This is a genomic window from Curtobacterium sp. VKM Ac-2889, from assembly GCF_015350855.1.
Taxonomy (GTDB): Bacteria; Actinomycetota; Actinomycetes; order Actinomycetales; family Microbacteriaceae; genus Curtobacterium; species Curtobacterium poinsettiae.
On record NZ_JADKSC010000001.1, the window covers coordinates 90,355 to 104,828 of the forward strand.

The following is a 14,474-nucleotide window of genomic DNA, read 5'->3' on the forward strand; positions in this document are numbered from 1 at the left end:
TCAGAGCGCGTGGCGCGACCGGGAGCCCCGTCGACTCGAGCAGGGGTCGTCGTCTGCGCCGTCCGATCAGGGCCGGGCGCGACGACGACGCGTGACGAGCGCGACCACGACGGCTGCCAGCACCGCGACGACGACGACCACGGCCGCGACCTCGGCGACGTGCACCGAGGTGAGCATCGAGTCGTACTGCGACTTCGTCGAGACGAAGCCCCGTTCAGCAGGGCCGGACCAGCCGGACACCGGGTTCAACGGACCGGCGGCGTGCAGGGCGAACCCGCAGACCACCGCGGCGACCACGGCGATCACGGCGAGGACGAGGACGGGGACGGCGCGGCGCATCCCGCTACCGTAGCGCGGCCCAGGACCCGATCGCGGCCCAGCCCAGCCCTGCCCCGCCGCGTCAGAGTGCGTCGCGGAGGCGCGCAGCCTTCTCCTCGACCAGGCGCTCGAGCCCGTCGGCGTACTCCGTCAGCCGAGCGGCGACGGCCGGCTCCGAGGAACCGATGATGCGCGCCGCCAACAGACCGGCATTGGCGGCACCGTTGATCGCCATCGTCGCCACCGGGATGCCCGCCGGCATCTGCACGATCGAGAGCAGCGAGTCGAGGCCGTCCAGGCGCGCGAGCTGCACCGGGACGCCGATCACCGGCAGCGTGGTCATCGAGGCCACCATGCCGGGCAGGTGTGCTGCGCCGCCGGCCCCGGCGATGACGACCCGGATGCCGCGCTCGGCGGCGGCGCGGGCGAAGCGGGTCATCTTGTCCGGGGTGCGGTGCGCCGACACGACGTCCGCCTCGAACGGGATGCCGAGTTCGGCGAGGATCTCCGCCGCGGCCCGCATGGTCGGCCAGTCGGAGTCCGACCCCATGATGATCGAGACGAGCGGCTGTGCGGGTGCGGCGGTGTCGGTCACGCGACGAGCCTAGCCGAGCAGGACCCGCCGCCAGGTGTCGCCGTCGTGGCCGATCGTGCGGTCCCCGGCGACCCAGCGCGCAGCGCGCTCGTCCGGTCGGCCGCGTTCGACAGCGGTCCGCACGGCGTCCCGCCACGCTCCGACGTCATCCGGGACGGCCACGGCGCCGTGCGCCCGTGCCACCGCGTACGACGGCCGGTCCGAGACCACGGCGGGCAGTCCGAGCGCGGTGTACTCCAGGAACTTCAGGTCGCTCTTCGCGCGGTTGAACTCCTCGTCGCGCAGGGGTGCGACACCCGCTCGCCAGCGCTCCCGGTGCGCCACGAGCCAGCGGGAGAAGGCCGGGTAGTGCCCGTCGGGGACGTCGACCCGGCGGAACCAGTCCGCGCCGCCCTCGTCCGTCACGCCGATGACCTCGAGCCGGATCGGGGTGCCGTCCGCAGTGGCGAGGTCGGCGAAGACGTCACGGAGCAGTTCGAGGTCGGCGGCGTGGGTGAGCGTGCCCATGTACAGCACGCGGTGCTCCCCCTCGGGGCGCTCGTCGTCATCGTCGTCCGTCGGGCCGGCGGTCCAGATCTCCGGGTCGAGGGCGTTCGGCACGACGACGACGTCCCGCGCGACCGGACGGACGACGTCGGCGAGTTCGGGCGTGCTCACGACGACGGTGTCGGCACCCCGCACCAGGGCGTCGATCGAGGCGAGCCGGTCGGGGTCGTACTCGGCACGGGCCAGTCGTTCGCGCCCGGAATCGGTGAAGAAGTCGTCGTCGACCTCGGCCACGACGCGGATCCCCCGGGCCGCGGCGGCCGCCAGGAAGGGCTGCACGTCGTCACGCGGCAGGATGTCACGCTGCACCAGGAGTGCGGCGTACGGCGTCGTGTCGGAGCCGTCGACGAACGCGGCCGGGTCCACCTGACGGGCCTCGGCGGTGCCGCTCGACGCCAGGTGCTCGGTGCGCCGGACGACACGGACGTGTGCCGAGGCCGGGTGCGCGCCCCCACCGCCGGCGACGACGTACCCGAGCACGGGCAGGGGCACCGGCTGCGGTGGGGCCCCGACGACCACACGGCGCAGGCGTCGGGCGGCCCGGCGGACGAGATCACGCGGCATGCGTCCATCCTCTCGCACCCGGAACCTCGCACCGGACGCCGCACGCCGACTCAGCGCACCCGCACCGTCCGGCACGTTGACGCCGTGCGGTCCGCTCCGGTCCCGGTGTTGTGCGCGACCGCGCAGACCGTGTGCTTGCCGGCCGCCACCCGGACCGTGCCCGCGAAGCCGTGCGAACGGCCGGAGCCCCAGGTCGCGTCCACGTCGGCACGCTTCCGGCCGGCGTCCAGTGACGTCACCCGTCTGCCGTCGACCGTGATCGCCACCCGGGTCGCCGCGGTCACCGCGTCGCCGTCGAACGCCCAGCCGCGCACGGCGATGCCGCGGGCCACGGCCGTGGCGGACTCGAGCCCGGCGTAGGGGTCGTGCCGGTACGCGCGGACGGTCGAGCAGCCGAGCGCGGTGTCCGATCCGGCGCCGATGTTCACCGCGGTGACGCAGACACGGCGAGCGCCGGCCGCGGTGGGCAGCACGACGTCGAAGCCGTGGGTCGCGCCGACACCGGCACGGGCGTCGACGTCGGGACGGTCGAGCCCGGCGGTGGCGACGCCGGCCGCGGCCCCGTCCACGGTGGCACGGACCCGCACGGGCTGCGTGGGGTCGTCCTCGTCGTAGGCCCACCCGGACACGCGGACGCCGCCGCCGGTGCCGGCGACGGCCTCGAGCGACCCACGGGGTGTCATGTCGGCAGCGGGTGCCCCCAGGCGTGCGTTCGCGACGAGGGCCTGCGCGTAGGCCGAGAACCACTTGCCGGCGGCCGGGGCACCGTTGCAGGTGCCGTCGCTCGCGCCGGGGGTCTTCACCCACAGCAGGGCGTCGAGCGCCGTGCCGTCGGACACCACCCGGGGCGAGGTACCGAGTCCGGCGCCGGGTCCGTTGCACCACGTGCCGCGCCAGCCCTGCCCGTTGCGCGAGGTGTCGATCACGTAGTGGGAACCCCCGGTCGCGGCGGACACCTTCTGCGCGTACGCCTGCTCCTGGGCGGTCGGGTAGTAGTTCGCGACGTTCGTGAAGAAGCCGCGGGCTTGCTGCACCCCCGCGCTGTTCAGTCGCGACGCCATCAGTGCGGGCTGCACCCAGTTCGAGTTGCCGGCGTCCAGGTACGCGGGGACCCCGGCAGCGGTCAGGCCGGCGACGGTGCGGGAGAGGATCCGGTAGCGCTGCTCGTCGAGCGCCGTGCTGCACTTGGCGTTGCTGAGCATCGCGAGCGAGTCCGGTTCGACGACGACGGCTGCACGGTGCCCGGTGAGCGCCGCGGTGACCTGGTCGACCCAGTCGTCGTAGGAACGCTCGTCGAACCCGCCGGCCGAGTACCCGCCGCAGTCACGGTCGGGGATCGCGTAGAGCACGAACACGGGTGTGGTGCCGGACTGCTCGGCCCCGGTCAGGGCGGTGCTGATGGTCTTGGTCAACTGTGTCCCCTGCGTCCAGTCGCCGAGCCAGGTGGCGACGGGGTAGCGGGCGATGGTCCCCGCCGCCGCGGCACCGGCAGGGTCGGTGGCTGCGAGGGCGGTCTGGGCCTTCGCCGCCTCGCTCGTGGGCGACCGGTACGGCCCGGCGCCGTAGAGCGACGCGGACGTCGCCGAGCGGATGGCGGATGCCGAGGTCGCTGCCGACGCGGTCGCGGTCGGCAGCAGGCCGGCGACGGCAGCGACGAGGGCGACTGCGGCGGCGCGGACGGCGGTACGGCGCGGACGGCGGCGCATGGAGACTCCCCTGGACGTGTGTTCCCTGACTGCTCCAGGAGAACACGCGTTCCCGTCCCCCACCAGCCTCCCGAGCGGGTGCCACCCGAGGGGGTGTCCGCAGACCGGCCGACAAGTGCGTCCCGCGCCGACACGACACGGGAGGCCCGTGGCGGCGTCGCCACAGGCCTCCCGTGTCGTCATCCGGTCACGTCGAGGACGCGACCTCAGTCGTCGAAGTGGGCAGCGGCCGCGCGAGCGCGGTAGACGACGTCGTCGACGTCGTCACCGAGCACCGTGACGTGCCCGATCTTCCGTCCGGCCCGGGGTGCCTTGCCGTAGAAGTGGTACTTGGCCTCGGGGAAGGCCTGGAGTGCGGCGGGGTACCGGGCGGCGAGGTCGCCGTCGGCGGGTCCGCCGAGCACGTTGACCATGACGGACGCCGGGGCGAACGAGCCGGTGGCACCGAGCGGCAGGTCGAGGACGGCACGCAGGTGCTGCTCGAACTGGCTCGTGGTGGCGCCGTCGATGGTCCAGTGCCCGGTGTTGTGCGGACGCATCGCGAGCTCGTTGATGAGGATGCGCTCGTCGTCGGTCTGGAACAGCTCGACGGCGAGCACACCGGTGACCCCGAGTTCCTCGGCGATGCGGACGGCGATCGACTCGGTCAGGTCGGCGATCCGGCCGGCGCTGTCCGGGGCCGGAGCGATGACCTCGGCGCAGACGCCGTCGCGCTGCACGGTCTCGACGAGCGGCCAGGCGACGACCTGCCCGGAGGGGCGGCGTGCCACGGACTGCGCGAGTTCGCGGGTGAAGGGGACGAGCTCCTCGACCAGGAGGGCCTGGTCGCCGCCGGCCTCGGCCACGGCGATGAACCAGTCGTCGACCTCGGCGGCGTCGGAGACGACCCGGACACCCTTGCCGTCGTACCCGCCCCGCGGGGTCTTGACGACGGCTCGGCCACCGTGGTCGGCCAGGAACCCGCGGAGCTCGTCGGGGTCGTGCACGGCCGCCCAGTCGGGCACCGGCAGGCCGAGGTCGCTCAGCCGGCGACGCATCGTGATCTTGTCCTGCGCGACGGCCAGCGCGTCGGGGCCGGGGTGGACCGCCACGCCCGCGTCCACCAGCGTGCGCAGAACGTCCTGGGGCACGTGTTCGTGGTCGAAGGTGACGACGTCGACCTGTCGGGCGAACTCGAGCACCGTGGCGGCGTCGTGGTAGTCACCCTCGGCGGTGGCGGCGATGCTCGCCGACATGCCCGGCCCCTCGGCGAGCACCCGGATGTCGATCCCCAGTTCGACCGCGGCCGGCACCATCATCCGTGCCAGCTGTCCCCCACCGATGACCCCGACGCGCAACGCCATGCTGTGTGATCCTTCCGGCGCTCCCACCGCGCGGTGGGAACGCGTTGTCTACAATCGCTGTTCGGGTCGTGCTCTGGACGACCGGTCACAACTCTACGGATCCTGGAGGGCTCGTGCGGCGCCTCATCGCCCAGCTGGCACGCTTCGGCGTCGTCGGTGCCGTCGGCTTCGTCGTGGACACCACGGTGTTCAACGTGCTGCGCATCACCGTCCTGAACCCCGAGGACGTCCACTCGGGCCCGTTCTGGGCGAAGGTCATCTCCACCGTCGTGGCGATCTTCGTCAACTGGATGGGCAACCGGTACTGGACGTTCCGTGAGCAGCGTCGCGCCGTGGCCACCCGCGAGGGTGTCGAGTTCGTCGTCGTCTCGCTCGGCGGCATGGTCATCGCCCTCGCCTGCCTCGGGGTCTCGCACTACGCCATGGGGCTCACCTCGGTGCTCGCCGACAACGTCGCGAACATCGTCGGGCTCGTGCTCGGCACGGTCTTCCGGTTCTGGCTCTACAAGGTCTGGGTCTACCACCCCGAGCGCACCGCCACGCAGCCGGCCACCGCCGACGAGTCGGTGTCCGACGGGCCGCGGGTCCCCCACGACGCCTGACCTAGGATCGGTGGGGTGACGGCCGAGACGACCACCACCCCTGCTCCACCCCGCACCGCGCGCTGGGAACGTGTCGCGATCGCGGTGATCACGGCGACCTTCGGGCTGTGGCTCGTGGCGTGGGCGTTGATCGTCCCGGTGTTCGAAGCGCCCGACGAGACCGCGCACATCGACGCCTCGGTGCACCTCGCCGTCGGCGACGCGTGGGCGGCCCCCGGCGAGCTGTTCGTCACCAACGCCGTGCAGGCCGCCAAGGTCGAGCAGGCGACGAAACCGTCCGACGAGTGGTCGACGGTGGGCGAGTTGCTGCAGAACGCCCCCGGCCCCTCGGCGACGGTCAACCAGATGACCCAGCACCCGCCGACCGCCTACCTGGCCGGAGCCGCCGTGCTCCGTGCCGTCGACTTCGGCGAGCTCCGCTGGGACCACGCGTTCATCGCCCTCCGCCTGGCCGACGTGCTGGCCGTGACCGCGCTGCCGCTGCTCGCCTGGGCGTCGGTGCGCCGGGTGACCCGCAGCCCCCGCGCCGCGCTGATCGGCGCCCTCGCCGTGTTCGCGACGCCCGAGCTCGCGTCCATCGGCTCGTCGTTCTCCAACGACGCCCCCGTCCTGCTCGTCGCCGGGATCGTCGTCTGGCTCGCCACGCGTCTGCTCACCGGGGACACCCGCTGGCGCACCACGATCGCACTGGCTGCGGTCCTCGGGGCCCTGGTCTGGATCAAGGGCACGGGGTTGCCGGCGGTGCCGTTCGTCGCGGTGGTGGTGCTGTTCGCCGGCGCCGGGGTGCTGTCCCTGCGGCAACGGATCGTGCGCTCGGTCGTCGCGATGGCGGTCTCCGGCGGCATCGGCGCGTGGTGGTGGCTGCACAACCTGGTGTCGTACGGGCGGATCCAGCCGAACGGCTACACGGCCATGCGGCCCCCGAAGGACTTCCCGCCGGGTGAGAGCCCCACGCTCGGGCACTTCCTCGACGTCAGCTGGGGCACCCTCGCCCGCACGTTCTGGGGCAGCTTCGGCGGCCGGGCACAGGTCACGATCGGTGATCTGCTCACCGCCGTCCTCACCCTGGTCGCCCTCGTGGTGCTCGTCGGCTGGGCGTTCCGCCGCGGCCCGGACCTGCGGACGGCGCTCTGCCTCGCGGTGTTCCCGGCGCTCCTGATCGGCATCCAGAACCGCACGAGCGCGCACTCGTACCTGACCACCACCGAGGTCGCCGCCACCCAGGGCCGGTACTACTTCCCCGCGATCGTCTGCCTGATCGTGCTGAGCGCGCTCGCGTGGCGGCGGCTGGTACCGGCCGGCCGGGCACGCGCCTGGGTCGCGCTGGCGCTGGCCGTCGTGCTGCCCGCCGTGGGCGTGTACGGCTTCGCGGTGGCGTCCGCCTGGTTCTGGAACGCGGCGGTGTTCCCGGTGACGGGGCGTGGGCTGCTGCGCTACTCCGAGATCGGCCCGGTGCCACCCGCGGTGCTCGTGGCCGTCGTGGCGCTGGTCGCGGTGGGCCTCGTCGCCTCGGTCGTGCAGGTCGCGCGCGCCGACCGTCGCGCCCTGTCGACGACGGTTCCCGTCCGCTGACACGCCCGGCCGCGGAGCGCCGGGCGGGCACGACGTGCCGCAGGCGCGGCCCCGAGGGGTCGCGAACCGTCGTCTGGAGCGTCTCCAGGCGACACTTCGTGACCACTCGGCGGACGGCGCACGGCGCGGGTTGGACGCCCCTGCGAGACGGACGGGAGGCCCGGTGCCAGCTGGCACGGGCCTCCCGTCCGTCGCCAGGCGCGCCACGGCCGCCCAGTGAGCAGAAGACGTCGAGTCCCGACACGGGACCCGACGTCTTCTGCACACTCGCTGCCGCGTCAGGCGGCGGGGACGCCACCCTCGACCGCGGAGGGGTCGTCCGTCGGCCGGTTGCGCCGGAACCACGTGGGGGCCGCGGCGCAGAGCAGGAAGAGTCCGTCGACCGCGAGGCTCCAGACACGGGTGACGACGACGACCACGAGGGCGATCGGCACCGGCATCACGAGGGCCAGCAGGAGGGCCTGGACGCCCTCGCGGACACCGAGCCCGCCGGGCGCGAAGACGGCCAGCATGCTGATCGCCGAGGCCATGCTGGCGGCACCGATCACGAAGGCCGCGTCGGTGATCTTCAGCGAGGGGTACACCCCGAGGGTGATGAAGTAGTACGCCGTGCCGGACAGCACCGCTCCGGCGACGTAGAGACCGGCCCCGCCGAGGACGGTGCCGAGGTTCGGGCGGACGTCGGCTTCGAGCGGCTTGCGGCGCAGGATCTTCAGCGCGATCCCGATCAGGAACACGAAGACCCGCGGGATCAGGCAGACGACACAGCCGACGAACGCCGCGATCATCAGGACGATGAGCCACGGGTCGAGGTTGTGGGTGCGCGGGTCGATGAGCAGCAGCACGAGCGCCAGGGCCAGGGTCGCGGCGATCTGCAGGGCTCCCTCGAGCAGGCCGCTCACACCGAGACGGGCCTTCGAGACGCCGTGTTTCGAGGCGAAGTAGACCTTGCCGATGATCCAGGTGGCAGCACCCGGGATGTAGCGGCCCATCCAGGACTTCGCGTACACGTAGGTCAGGGTGACGCCACTGCCCTTCAGCCCGGTCGCACCGAGTCGTCGCAGCAGGTAGAACCAGATGCCGACGCCCCAGTAGCGGAACCCGAGGCTGATCACCGTCGCGAGGGCCACCCACGACCACTGCCAGTCGAGTCCGGCGAGCTGCCCCCAGTCGACGCCGCGCACGTACAGCACGAGGAACACCGCGAGCAGGACGTAGAAGACGATCGGGATCGCCTTGCCGAGGAACCGTCGTCGCTTCGACGGACGCTTCCCCTCGGGGGCGGGGGTGTCGCTGGTGCTGACGGACAAACGGGTCTCCTGCTCAGGTCTCGGGCTCAGGTCATGGTAGACGGTGGGGCGGGCCGCTCCCTGCGGTGCCGCTGCGGCCCTCGCTCGCCCCGTCGCTCGCGCTACCGGGCGAGCTTGATGACCTGGACGCGGCAGGGGACCTCGGGGTCGGTCGACCGGTCGGTGCTGCACGAGATCGTCGCGTTGTACGTGCCGACGACCTTGCCGGCCGCCGAGTAGTCGCGCGCCGGGGCGGTGGCCGCGTCGAACTGCACGAAGTACTGCACGCCCTGGTCGAGGAACAGCTTGCGCATCGCGTCCGACTGGTAGGTGTACCCCTGACCTGAGCGACCGTACACACGCGTGTCGGTCAGGAAGGCGAGCGACGCCAGCGACCGGTAGTTCGACCCGATGACGGTGGCGTCCTCGGGGAGCGCGCCGCTCGCCCGGATCTGGTCGGCGAGCCGGACGATCTCCGGCACCCGGGTCGGGCCGAGGACGCGCAGCGGCTCGGTCCGGTTGACCGACGGGTAGAACGGCGCCGGCGATCCGAGCCAGTTCTGCGTGTACGACGCCAGGGGCACCACGGCGATCGCCAGGCACGCGACGATCGTCCGCACCACGCCACGACGGCGCACCAGTCGCCAGACCGCCGGCAGCATGAGCGCACCGATCATCGCGGTCAGGTAGAAGAGCGGCCAGTAGTAGCGCGCGTTGCCGCCGCCGCTCGACGACGACGTGATCATGCCGTAGCCGACGAAGTACACCAGGGTCGTCGCGGCGACGATGCAGGTGAAGGCGTAGCGGCGGAAGCGCACGACACCGATGACGAGTGCGGCGGCGAAGAGCAGCGCGATCGGCGCCGCGAACGGGGCGAACGTGCTGATCTTCTGCAGGTAGTACGGCAGGGCGAGCATGCGCTCGTGCAGGTAGTAGCCGGCGCGGGCGGCGATGCCGGACTCCTTCGTGACCTTCGGCGCGGTGTCGTCGCTGGACGACGAGGTGGCCGGCGGCACCACGGCGGGGTCCGGGTTGTCCATCGGGCCCTGCTTGTAGACCGACGGGGTGAAGTCCTCGTTCGGCGAGAAGGCGTGGTCGTTGGGCGGGACCGGCAGGAACGGCCAGTCCGTGGCTCGACCGCCGTCGTCGAACTTCGATCCGATGTTGACCGACAGCGACGACCCGAGCGTCACGGTGTCGTACTTGGCCGTCAGCGCACCGACCCAGGGGGCGATGACGACGACGAACACGACGATCGTCGCGACGGGCGCCGTCCACCAGTGCCGCACGGGCTCGTGGCGACGGCGGGCGGACCAGACGCGCAGCAGCAGCCAGAGGATCACGGCACCGATGGCCACCGGCAGCAGGAACAGCTTGGTGAAGTAGCCGAGGGCTGCGACGGCACCGAGCACGGCCCCGGAGACGACCCGCGCCCGCGTCGATCCGTGCAGCGCCTGGTCGGCCCACCGGAGTGCCCAGAGGAACCCGACGACCCACGCGACGACGAGCAGGTCCGGGGTCTGCACCGGCACGGCGCTCATCAGCGCGGGGATCGCCGTGACCATGAAGACCAGGGCCGGGACGATGCGGTGGTTCTGCGACCAGACGAGCCACCCGCCGATGCCGAGCACCACGGCCGCGGCGAAGCAGTTGACGATCGCGAAGGCCGTCTGCAGGCCGAGGCCGAGCGCGACGAACGGCGCCATCATCCACGAGACCAGCGGCGACCAGTACGCGTTGATCGCATCGGGCAGCCAGCCGTTCGCGTACTCGCGCGCGATGCCCATGTAGGAGATGCCGTCGACGTTGGTGACGCCGAGACGGTTGTGGTAGGCCACCGCAGCGCAGAGGACGACGCCGACCACCGTGAGGACCGCGAGGAGCAGGGGTGCGACCAGGTGCCGGTACCGTCGGGAAGCCGTCCCCGAACGGCCTCGAACGGGCTCGTGGGCGGATTGCGGTGCTGCGGGCGTCGTCACGGTCACGTGCTTCATCATGACATCCGATCGCTTGTCGGACCGCACCGGGCCGGATCGCGAGGGACGCTCGGCGTGTGGGAGACTGCCGGGGACCCCGCTCCGACCACCACGAGGACGTTCGTTGGCCACCGAAACCCGCGCAGCCGAAACCGCAGCCGAACCGAGGGCCGCCGCTCCCCGAGCCGGGGGCCGTCTCGAGTTCCCGTACCTGGACGGTCTCCGCGGACTCGCCGCCCTCGCCGTGGTGTTCTACCACGCGTACCTCTTCACGGGGATGCGGGGCACCGGTCCGACCGAGCTGCCGTGGCTCCGTCCGTTCATCGGGTGGGGCTACCTCGGCGTCCCGCTGTTCATCGTGCTGTCCGGCTACGTGCTGATGCTCCCCGTCGTGACCCGGTTCGACCGCTACCGGTTGCCGGGCGGCTTCTGGAAGTTCATCTGGCGCCGCGCACGACGGATCATCCCGCCGTACTGGGCGTCGCTCGTCGTCTTCGCGCTCATCATCCTGTTCGTCCCCGTGATGGGGCAGCCGGGTGGCACGCAGTGGGACACGAAGTTGCCGATGGGGTGGGGAACCTTCCTCACGCACTTCTTCCTGGTGCACGACTTCTTCCCGCAGTACATCGGCAAGATCAACGGCCCGATGTGGACGGTCGCCGTCGAGTGGCAGATCTACTTCCTCATGCCGCTGCTGATCCTGCCGCTCTGGAAGGTCTTCGGCGGCTGGGCGACGGCGTCCTCGCTGGTCCTGATCGGCATGTGGATGGGCTCCGAGAGCCGCTACTCGTGGATGCACCCGTGGTTCGTCGGCCTCTTCGCGGTCGGCATGCTGGCCGCCGAACTCACCGTGAAGGCCCGTGACGAGCACCTGACCGGCAAGCTGAACGCCTCGAAGCTCGGCGGCCCGCGGTGGCAGGGCGGCGTGTTCGTCGCCGCGATGTTCGTCGGGATGCTCCTCGTCTTCTTCCGCAACCGCGACTACTGGCAGCACCAGACCTGGCCGTCCGAGGTCGTCCTCGGCATCTTCGCCGGCATCCTGCTGACCTGGATGGGACGCCGAGCCGTGTCCGGGCAGCACACCTGGCTGGCACGGTTCTTCGCCTGGAAGCCGTTCGTGCTCGCCGGCCTCGTGTCGTACTCGGTCTACCTCTTCCACAGCCCGCTGCTCGGACTCGGCAACCTGCTGCTCCTGCCGATGGGCCTGTACCCGAAGTGGCAGTTCCTGCTGATGGTCTTCGTGGTGATCCCGGTCACCCTGGCCATCTGCGTCGGGATGTGGTGGCTCGTCGAGCGCAACTTCCTCAACCGCCGGCAGAAGCACGCCACGCGCGAGGTCGCCTCGCGCGGGCGCCTGCCGGAGGTCGAGACCGACGACACCGACACAGCGCCGCGCCGGCGGCGGTAGCCCACCGCGGCGGGTGCCGCCCGTGTGCGCCTGACGGACATGTGTCGCCGAGGCCGGGTAGCATCACTCGGACCTCGGCGTGGGAGATCAGGCCCACGGCATCTCGACAGGGAAGACGAGACCACATGCGCGCACCGATCAGCAGACTCCTCGGACTCGGCACCGCCGCCGTCGTCGCCGGGGCCATCACCTTCGCCAGCGGCCCGGCCGTCGGCGTCACCACGACCGCCCCCGCGACCGCGGCACCGGCCCCCACGGCGGGTACGTCGGCAGCGGCGCCGGCGGCAGAGGCACCCACCGAGCAGCTGTCCATCGCCGAGATGGACCGCACCGGCAACCACACCATGGGTGCCGGCATCGCCGCGCACGCCGGCGAGTCCCACGTCACGACCGCCTCGCCCGACGCCCTGTCCGGCGGCGTGAGCGCGCAGGCCCTCAGCTCCTCCGCCGCTGCCGCCTCCGCCGGCGGTCCGCCCCCGGGCCGGGTGCAGGGCTTCGACATCAGCGCGTGGCAGCCGAGCGTGAACTTCCGGCAGGCGTCCGGCAACGGCGCCCGGTTCGTGTACGTCAAGGCGACCGAGGGCACCTCGTACGTCAGCTCGACGTACAAGCAGCAGTACGCGACCGCGAAGCAGCGCAACCTGTACCGCGGTGGCTACGTCTACGCCCAGCCGAGCCAGGCGAGCGGCGCCGCGACGGCGAACTACTTCTTCGCGCACGGCGGCCAGTGGAGCAAGGACGGCAAGACCCTGCCGCCGCTGCTCGACATCGAGTACGGCAGCGCCGCCCAGGGCACCTGCTACGGCAAGTCGTGGTCGTCGATGCGCAGCTGGATCAAGGACTTCAACCGGACGGTCGTCGCCAAGACGGGTCGGTACCCCGCGATCTACACCACGACCGACTGGTGGAAGCGCTGCACGAACAACAGCAACCAGTTCTCGAAGAACCCGTTGTTCGTCGCGATCTACCCGGTGAAGGACTTCACCACGCCCGGCACCCTCGGCCGCAGCTGGTCGAAGTGGACCTTCTGGCAGTGGGCGTCCAGCGGCACGCTCCCCGGCGACCAGGACGTCTACCGCAACGACATCACCTACCTGAAGCGCTTCGCCTCCCGGACGAGCTGACGTCCGTCAGGCACGCGGCTGCACCGTGCGCACCTGGTCAGTCCGTGCGCCGTTGCTCGCTCCGAGCGAGCATGCAAGCGCGCACGGAGCGGACGGCCCAGCACCGGACAGCGCAGCCCGCACCGTGCGCACGACGGACAGGAGGCCCGTGGCGGTGTCGCCACGGGCCTCCTGTCCGTCACGGGCGCGCGTTCGCGCCCGTCGTGTCAGCGGACGTCGCGCGTCGCCTCGGCGAAGTCGGCGTCGAGTGCGGTCGCCATGCGGGCCACGCCCTCGGCGAGCTGCGCACGGACCGTGTCGCGGTCCGCGTCGAGCGCCTCGAGCTGCGCCGTGACGTCGTCGACGAACGTGGGCTCGAGCGCGGCCTCGATCGGCTTCGAGTACGCCTGCTGCCCCATCTGCTCGAAGAACAGCCGACCCTTGTCGACGTAGTAGAGCACCGCGGCCGGCACCCCGGCGATGGTCGCCACGATCGCCGAGTGCAGGCGGCTCGCCAGGAACAGGCGGCTGCGGGACATCAGCCCGGCGTACTCGGACGGCGAGAACTCGTCGGCCTCGACCACGTGGGTGCGGTCGGCGTGCCGCATCAGCGCGATGACCTCGCGGGCGAACGCCGCGTCACCCTCGGACGCCTCCATGTGCATCGGGTAGAACACCACGTCGGCGTCCCAGCGGTCGATGACGCGGTCGGCCAGGTCGGCGACGGCCTGGCGGTAGGTCACGAGCTTGTCGCTGTCGACACCGGTCTGGCGGAAACGCTTCGGCAGGAACCGGAACGGGATCCAGCCGCTGCGCTTGTAGTGGAACCAGCGGCGGACGCCGAAGCCGATCGAGCCGTCGAGCTGCTCGGCGGTCAGGCCGGTGGTGCGCTCGAGCCGCTCGAGCACCTCGGCGTCGGGCGGGGTGACCGTCCCGACGACGGCGGGGTCGAAGGACGACACGATCGGCGTCGTCACGCCCCAGGACAGGAGCTTCTCGCGGGACTCGTCGTCACGGACGGCGAACGCGCTGCACAGGTCGACGGTGGCGCGGATCAGGCGCTTGCTGACCCCGGCGGTGGTCGGGCCGATGCCCTGGAACGCCCCGACGAGGTTCTTGTTGACCGCACGGACGAGCAGCATCTTGCCGAACCAGTACACGAGGCCGAGCTTGTTCGTGTAGTCCTTCAGGATCTCGCCGCCACCCCAGAGCACCACGTCGGCGCCGCGGGCGGCACGCAGCAGGGCGAACAGGTCGCCGATGCCCGTGCTGTACGGGGAGACCGGCAGGAACCGGATCCCGAACCACGCGGCGTCCCGCTCGGGGTACTGGGACAGGGACACGATCTCGGCGTCGGGCCACCGGCGGCGGACGAGCTCGACGTTGCCGGCGAGGATCGCCCGGTCCCCGCGGTTGTGGGGCGAATCGCTATTGTGGATCAGTACGCGCACG

At 71.8% G+C, this 14,474-nt stretch carries 12 protein-coding genes; 4 read left to right on the forward strand and 8 right to left on the reverse strand.

The annotated features are described in order from the left end of the window. Window positions 1–66: 66 nt before the first annotated feature. The 5 genes from ITJ50_RS00395 to ITJ50_RS00415 form a co-directional block, all read right to left on the reverse strand. The gene (locus ITJ50_RS00395) at window positions 67–339 is read right to left on the reverse strand and encodes a hypothetical protein (protein ID WP_056070860.1); all 273 of its coding nucleotides are present in this window, start codon (window positions 337–339) and stop codon (window positions 67–69) included. 61 nt (window positions 340–400) lie between these two features. Further along, window positions 401–913, reverse strand: a complete 513-nt coding sequence (gene purE, locus ITJ50_RS00400; protein WP_259575879.1) for a 5-(carboxyamino)imidazole ribonucleotide mutase — start codon at window positions 911–913, stop codon at window positions 401–403. A 9-nt stretch (window positions 914–922) separates the two neighbouring features. Beyond that, window positions 923–2,023: a hypothetical protein gene (locus tag ITJ50_RS00405; protein ID WP_052481762.1), complete on the reverse strand. Its 1,101-nt coding sequence runs from the start codon at window positions 2,021–2,023 to the stop codon at window positions 923–925. A 50-nt stretch (window positions 2,024–2,073) separates the two neighbouring features. Continuing rightward, entirely contained in the window at window positions 2,074–3,729 is a 1,656-nt protein-coding gene (locus tag ITJ50_RS17220; RefSeq protein WP_214518762.1) for a glycoside hydrolase family 6 protein, read from the reverse strand. Between the two features lie 206 nt (window positions 3,730–3,935). Then, complete coding sequence (locus ITJ50_RS00415) at window positions 3,936–5,072, reverse strand: 5-(carboxyamino)imidazole ribonucleotide synthase (protein WP_017888772.1); 1,137 nt, start codon at window positions 5,070–5,072, stop codon at window positions 3,936–3,938. A 113-nt stretch (window positions 5,073–5,185) separates the two neighbouring features. Here ITJ50_RS00415 and ITJ50_RS00420 point away from each other — a divergent pair, with 113 nt between their 5' ends. Both ITJ50_RS00420 and ITJ50_RS00425 read left to right on the forward strand, forming a co-directional pair. Further along, window positions 5,186–5,674 carry a GtrA family protein gene (locus ITJ50_RS00420; protein ID WP_017888771.1) on the forward strand — a complete coding sequence of 163 codons (489 nt, stop codon included), beginning with the start codon at window positions 5,186–5,188 and terminating at the stop codon, window positions 5,672–5,674. 15 nt (window positions 5,675–5,689) lie between these two features. Further along, on the forward strand, window positions 5,690–7,246 hold the full coding sequence (locus ITJ50_RS00425; protein ID WP_194589679.1) for a DUF2142 domain-containing protein: 1,557 nt from the start codon (window positions 5,690–5,692) through the stop codon (window positions 7,244–7,246). Window positions 7,247–7,524: 278 nt separating this feature from the next. Here the strand turns inward: ITJ50_RS00425 and ITJ50_RS00430 are convergent, their stop codons facing one another. After that, window positions 7,525–8,556: a lysylphosphatidylglycerol synthase domain-containing protein gene (locus ITJ50_RS00430; RefSeq protein ID WP_194589680.1), complete on the reverse strand. Its 1,032-nt coding sequence runs from the start codon at window positions 8,554–8,556 to the stop codon at window positions 7,525–7,527. Between the two features lie 101 nt (window positions 8,557–8,657). After that, on the reverse strand, window positions 8,658–10,529 hold the full coding sequence (locus ITJ50_RS00435; protein ID WP_139179874.1) for a hypothetical protein: 1,872 nt from the start codon (window positions 10,527–10,529) through the stop codon (window positions 8,658–8,660). Between the two features lie 106 nt (window positions 10,530–10,635). Between ITJ50_RS00435 and ITJ50_RS00440 the strand changes: the two genes are divergently transcribed. Continuing rightward, complete coding sequence (locus ITJ50_RS00440; RefSeq protein ID WP_017888768.1) at window positions 10,636–11,919, forward strand: acyltransferase family protein; 1,284 nt, start codon at window positions 10,636–10,638, stop codon at window positions 11,917–11,919. A gap of 125 nt (window positions 11,920–12,044) precedes the next feature. Then, on the forward strand, window positions 12,045–13,043 hold the full coding sequence (locus tag ITJ50_RS00445; RefSeq protein WP_228499948.1) for a GH25 family lysozyme: 999 nt from the start codon (window positions 12,045–12,047) through the stop codon (window positions 13,041–13,043). A 206-nt stretch (window positions 13,044–13,249) separates the two neighbouring features. Here ITJ50_RS00445 and ITJ50_RS00450 read toward each other — a convergent pair whose 3' ends face one another. Beyond that, entirely contained in the window at window positions 13,250–14,473 is a 1,224-nt protein-coding gene (locus ITJ50_RS00450) for a polysaccharide pyruvyl transferase family protein (protein WP_159556674.1), read from the reverse strand. Window position 14,474: the final 1 nt, after the last annotated feature.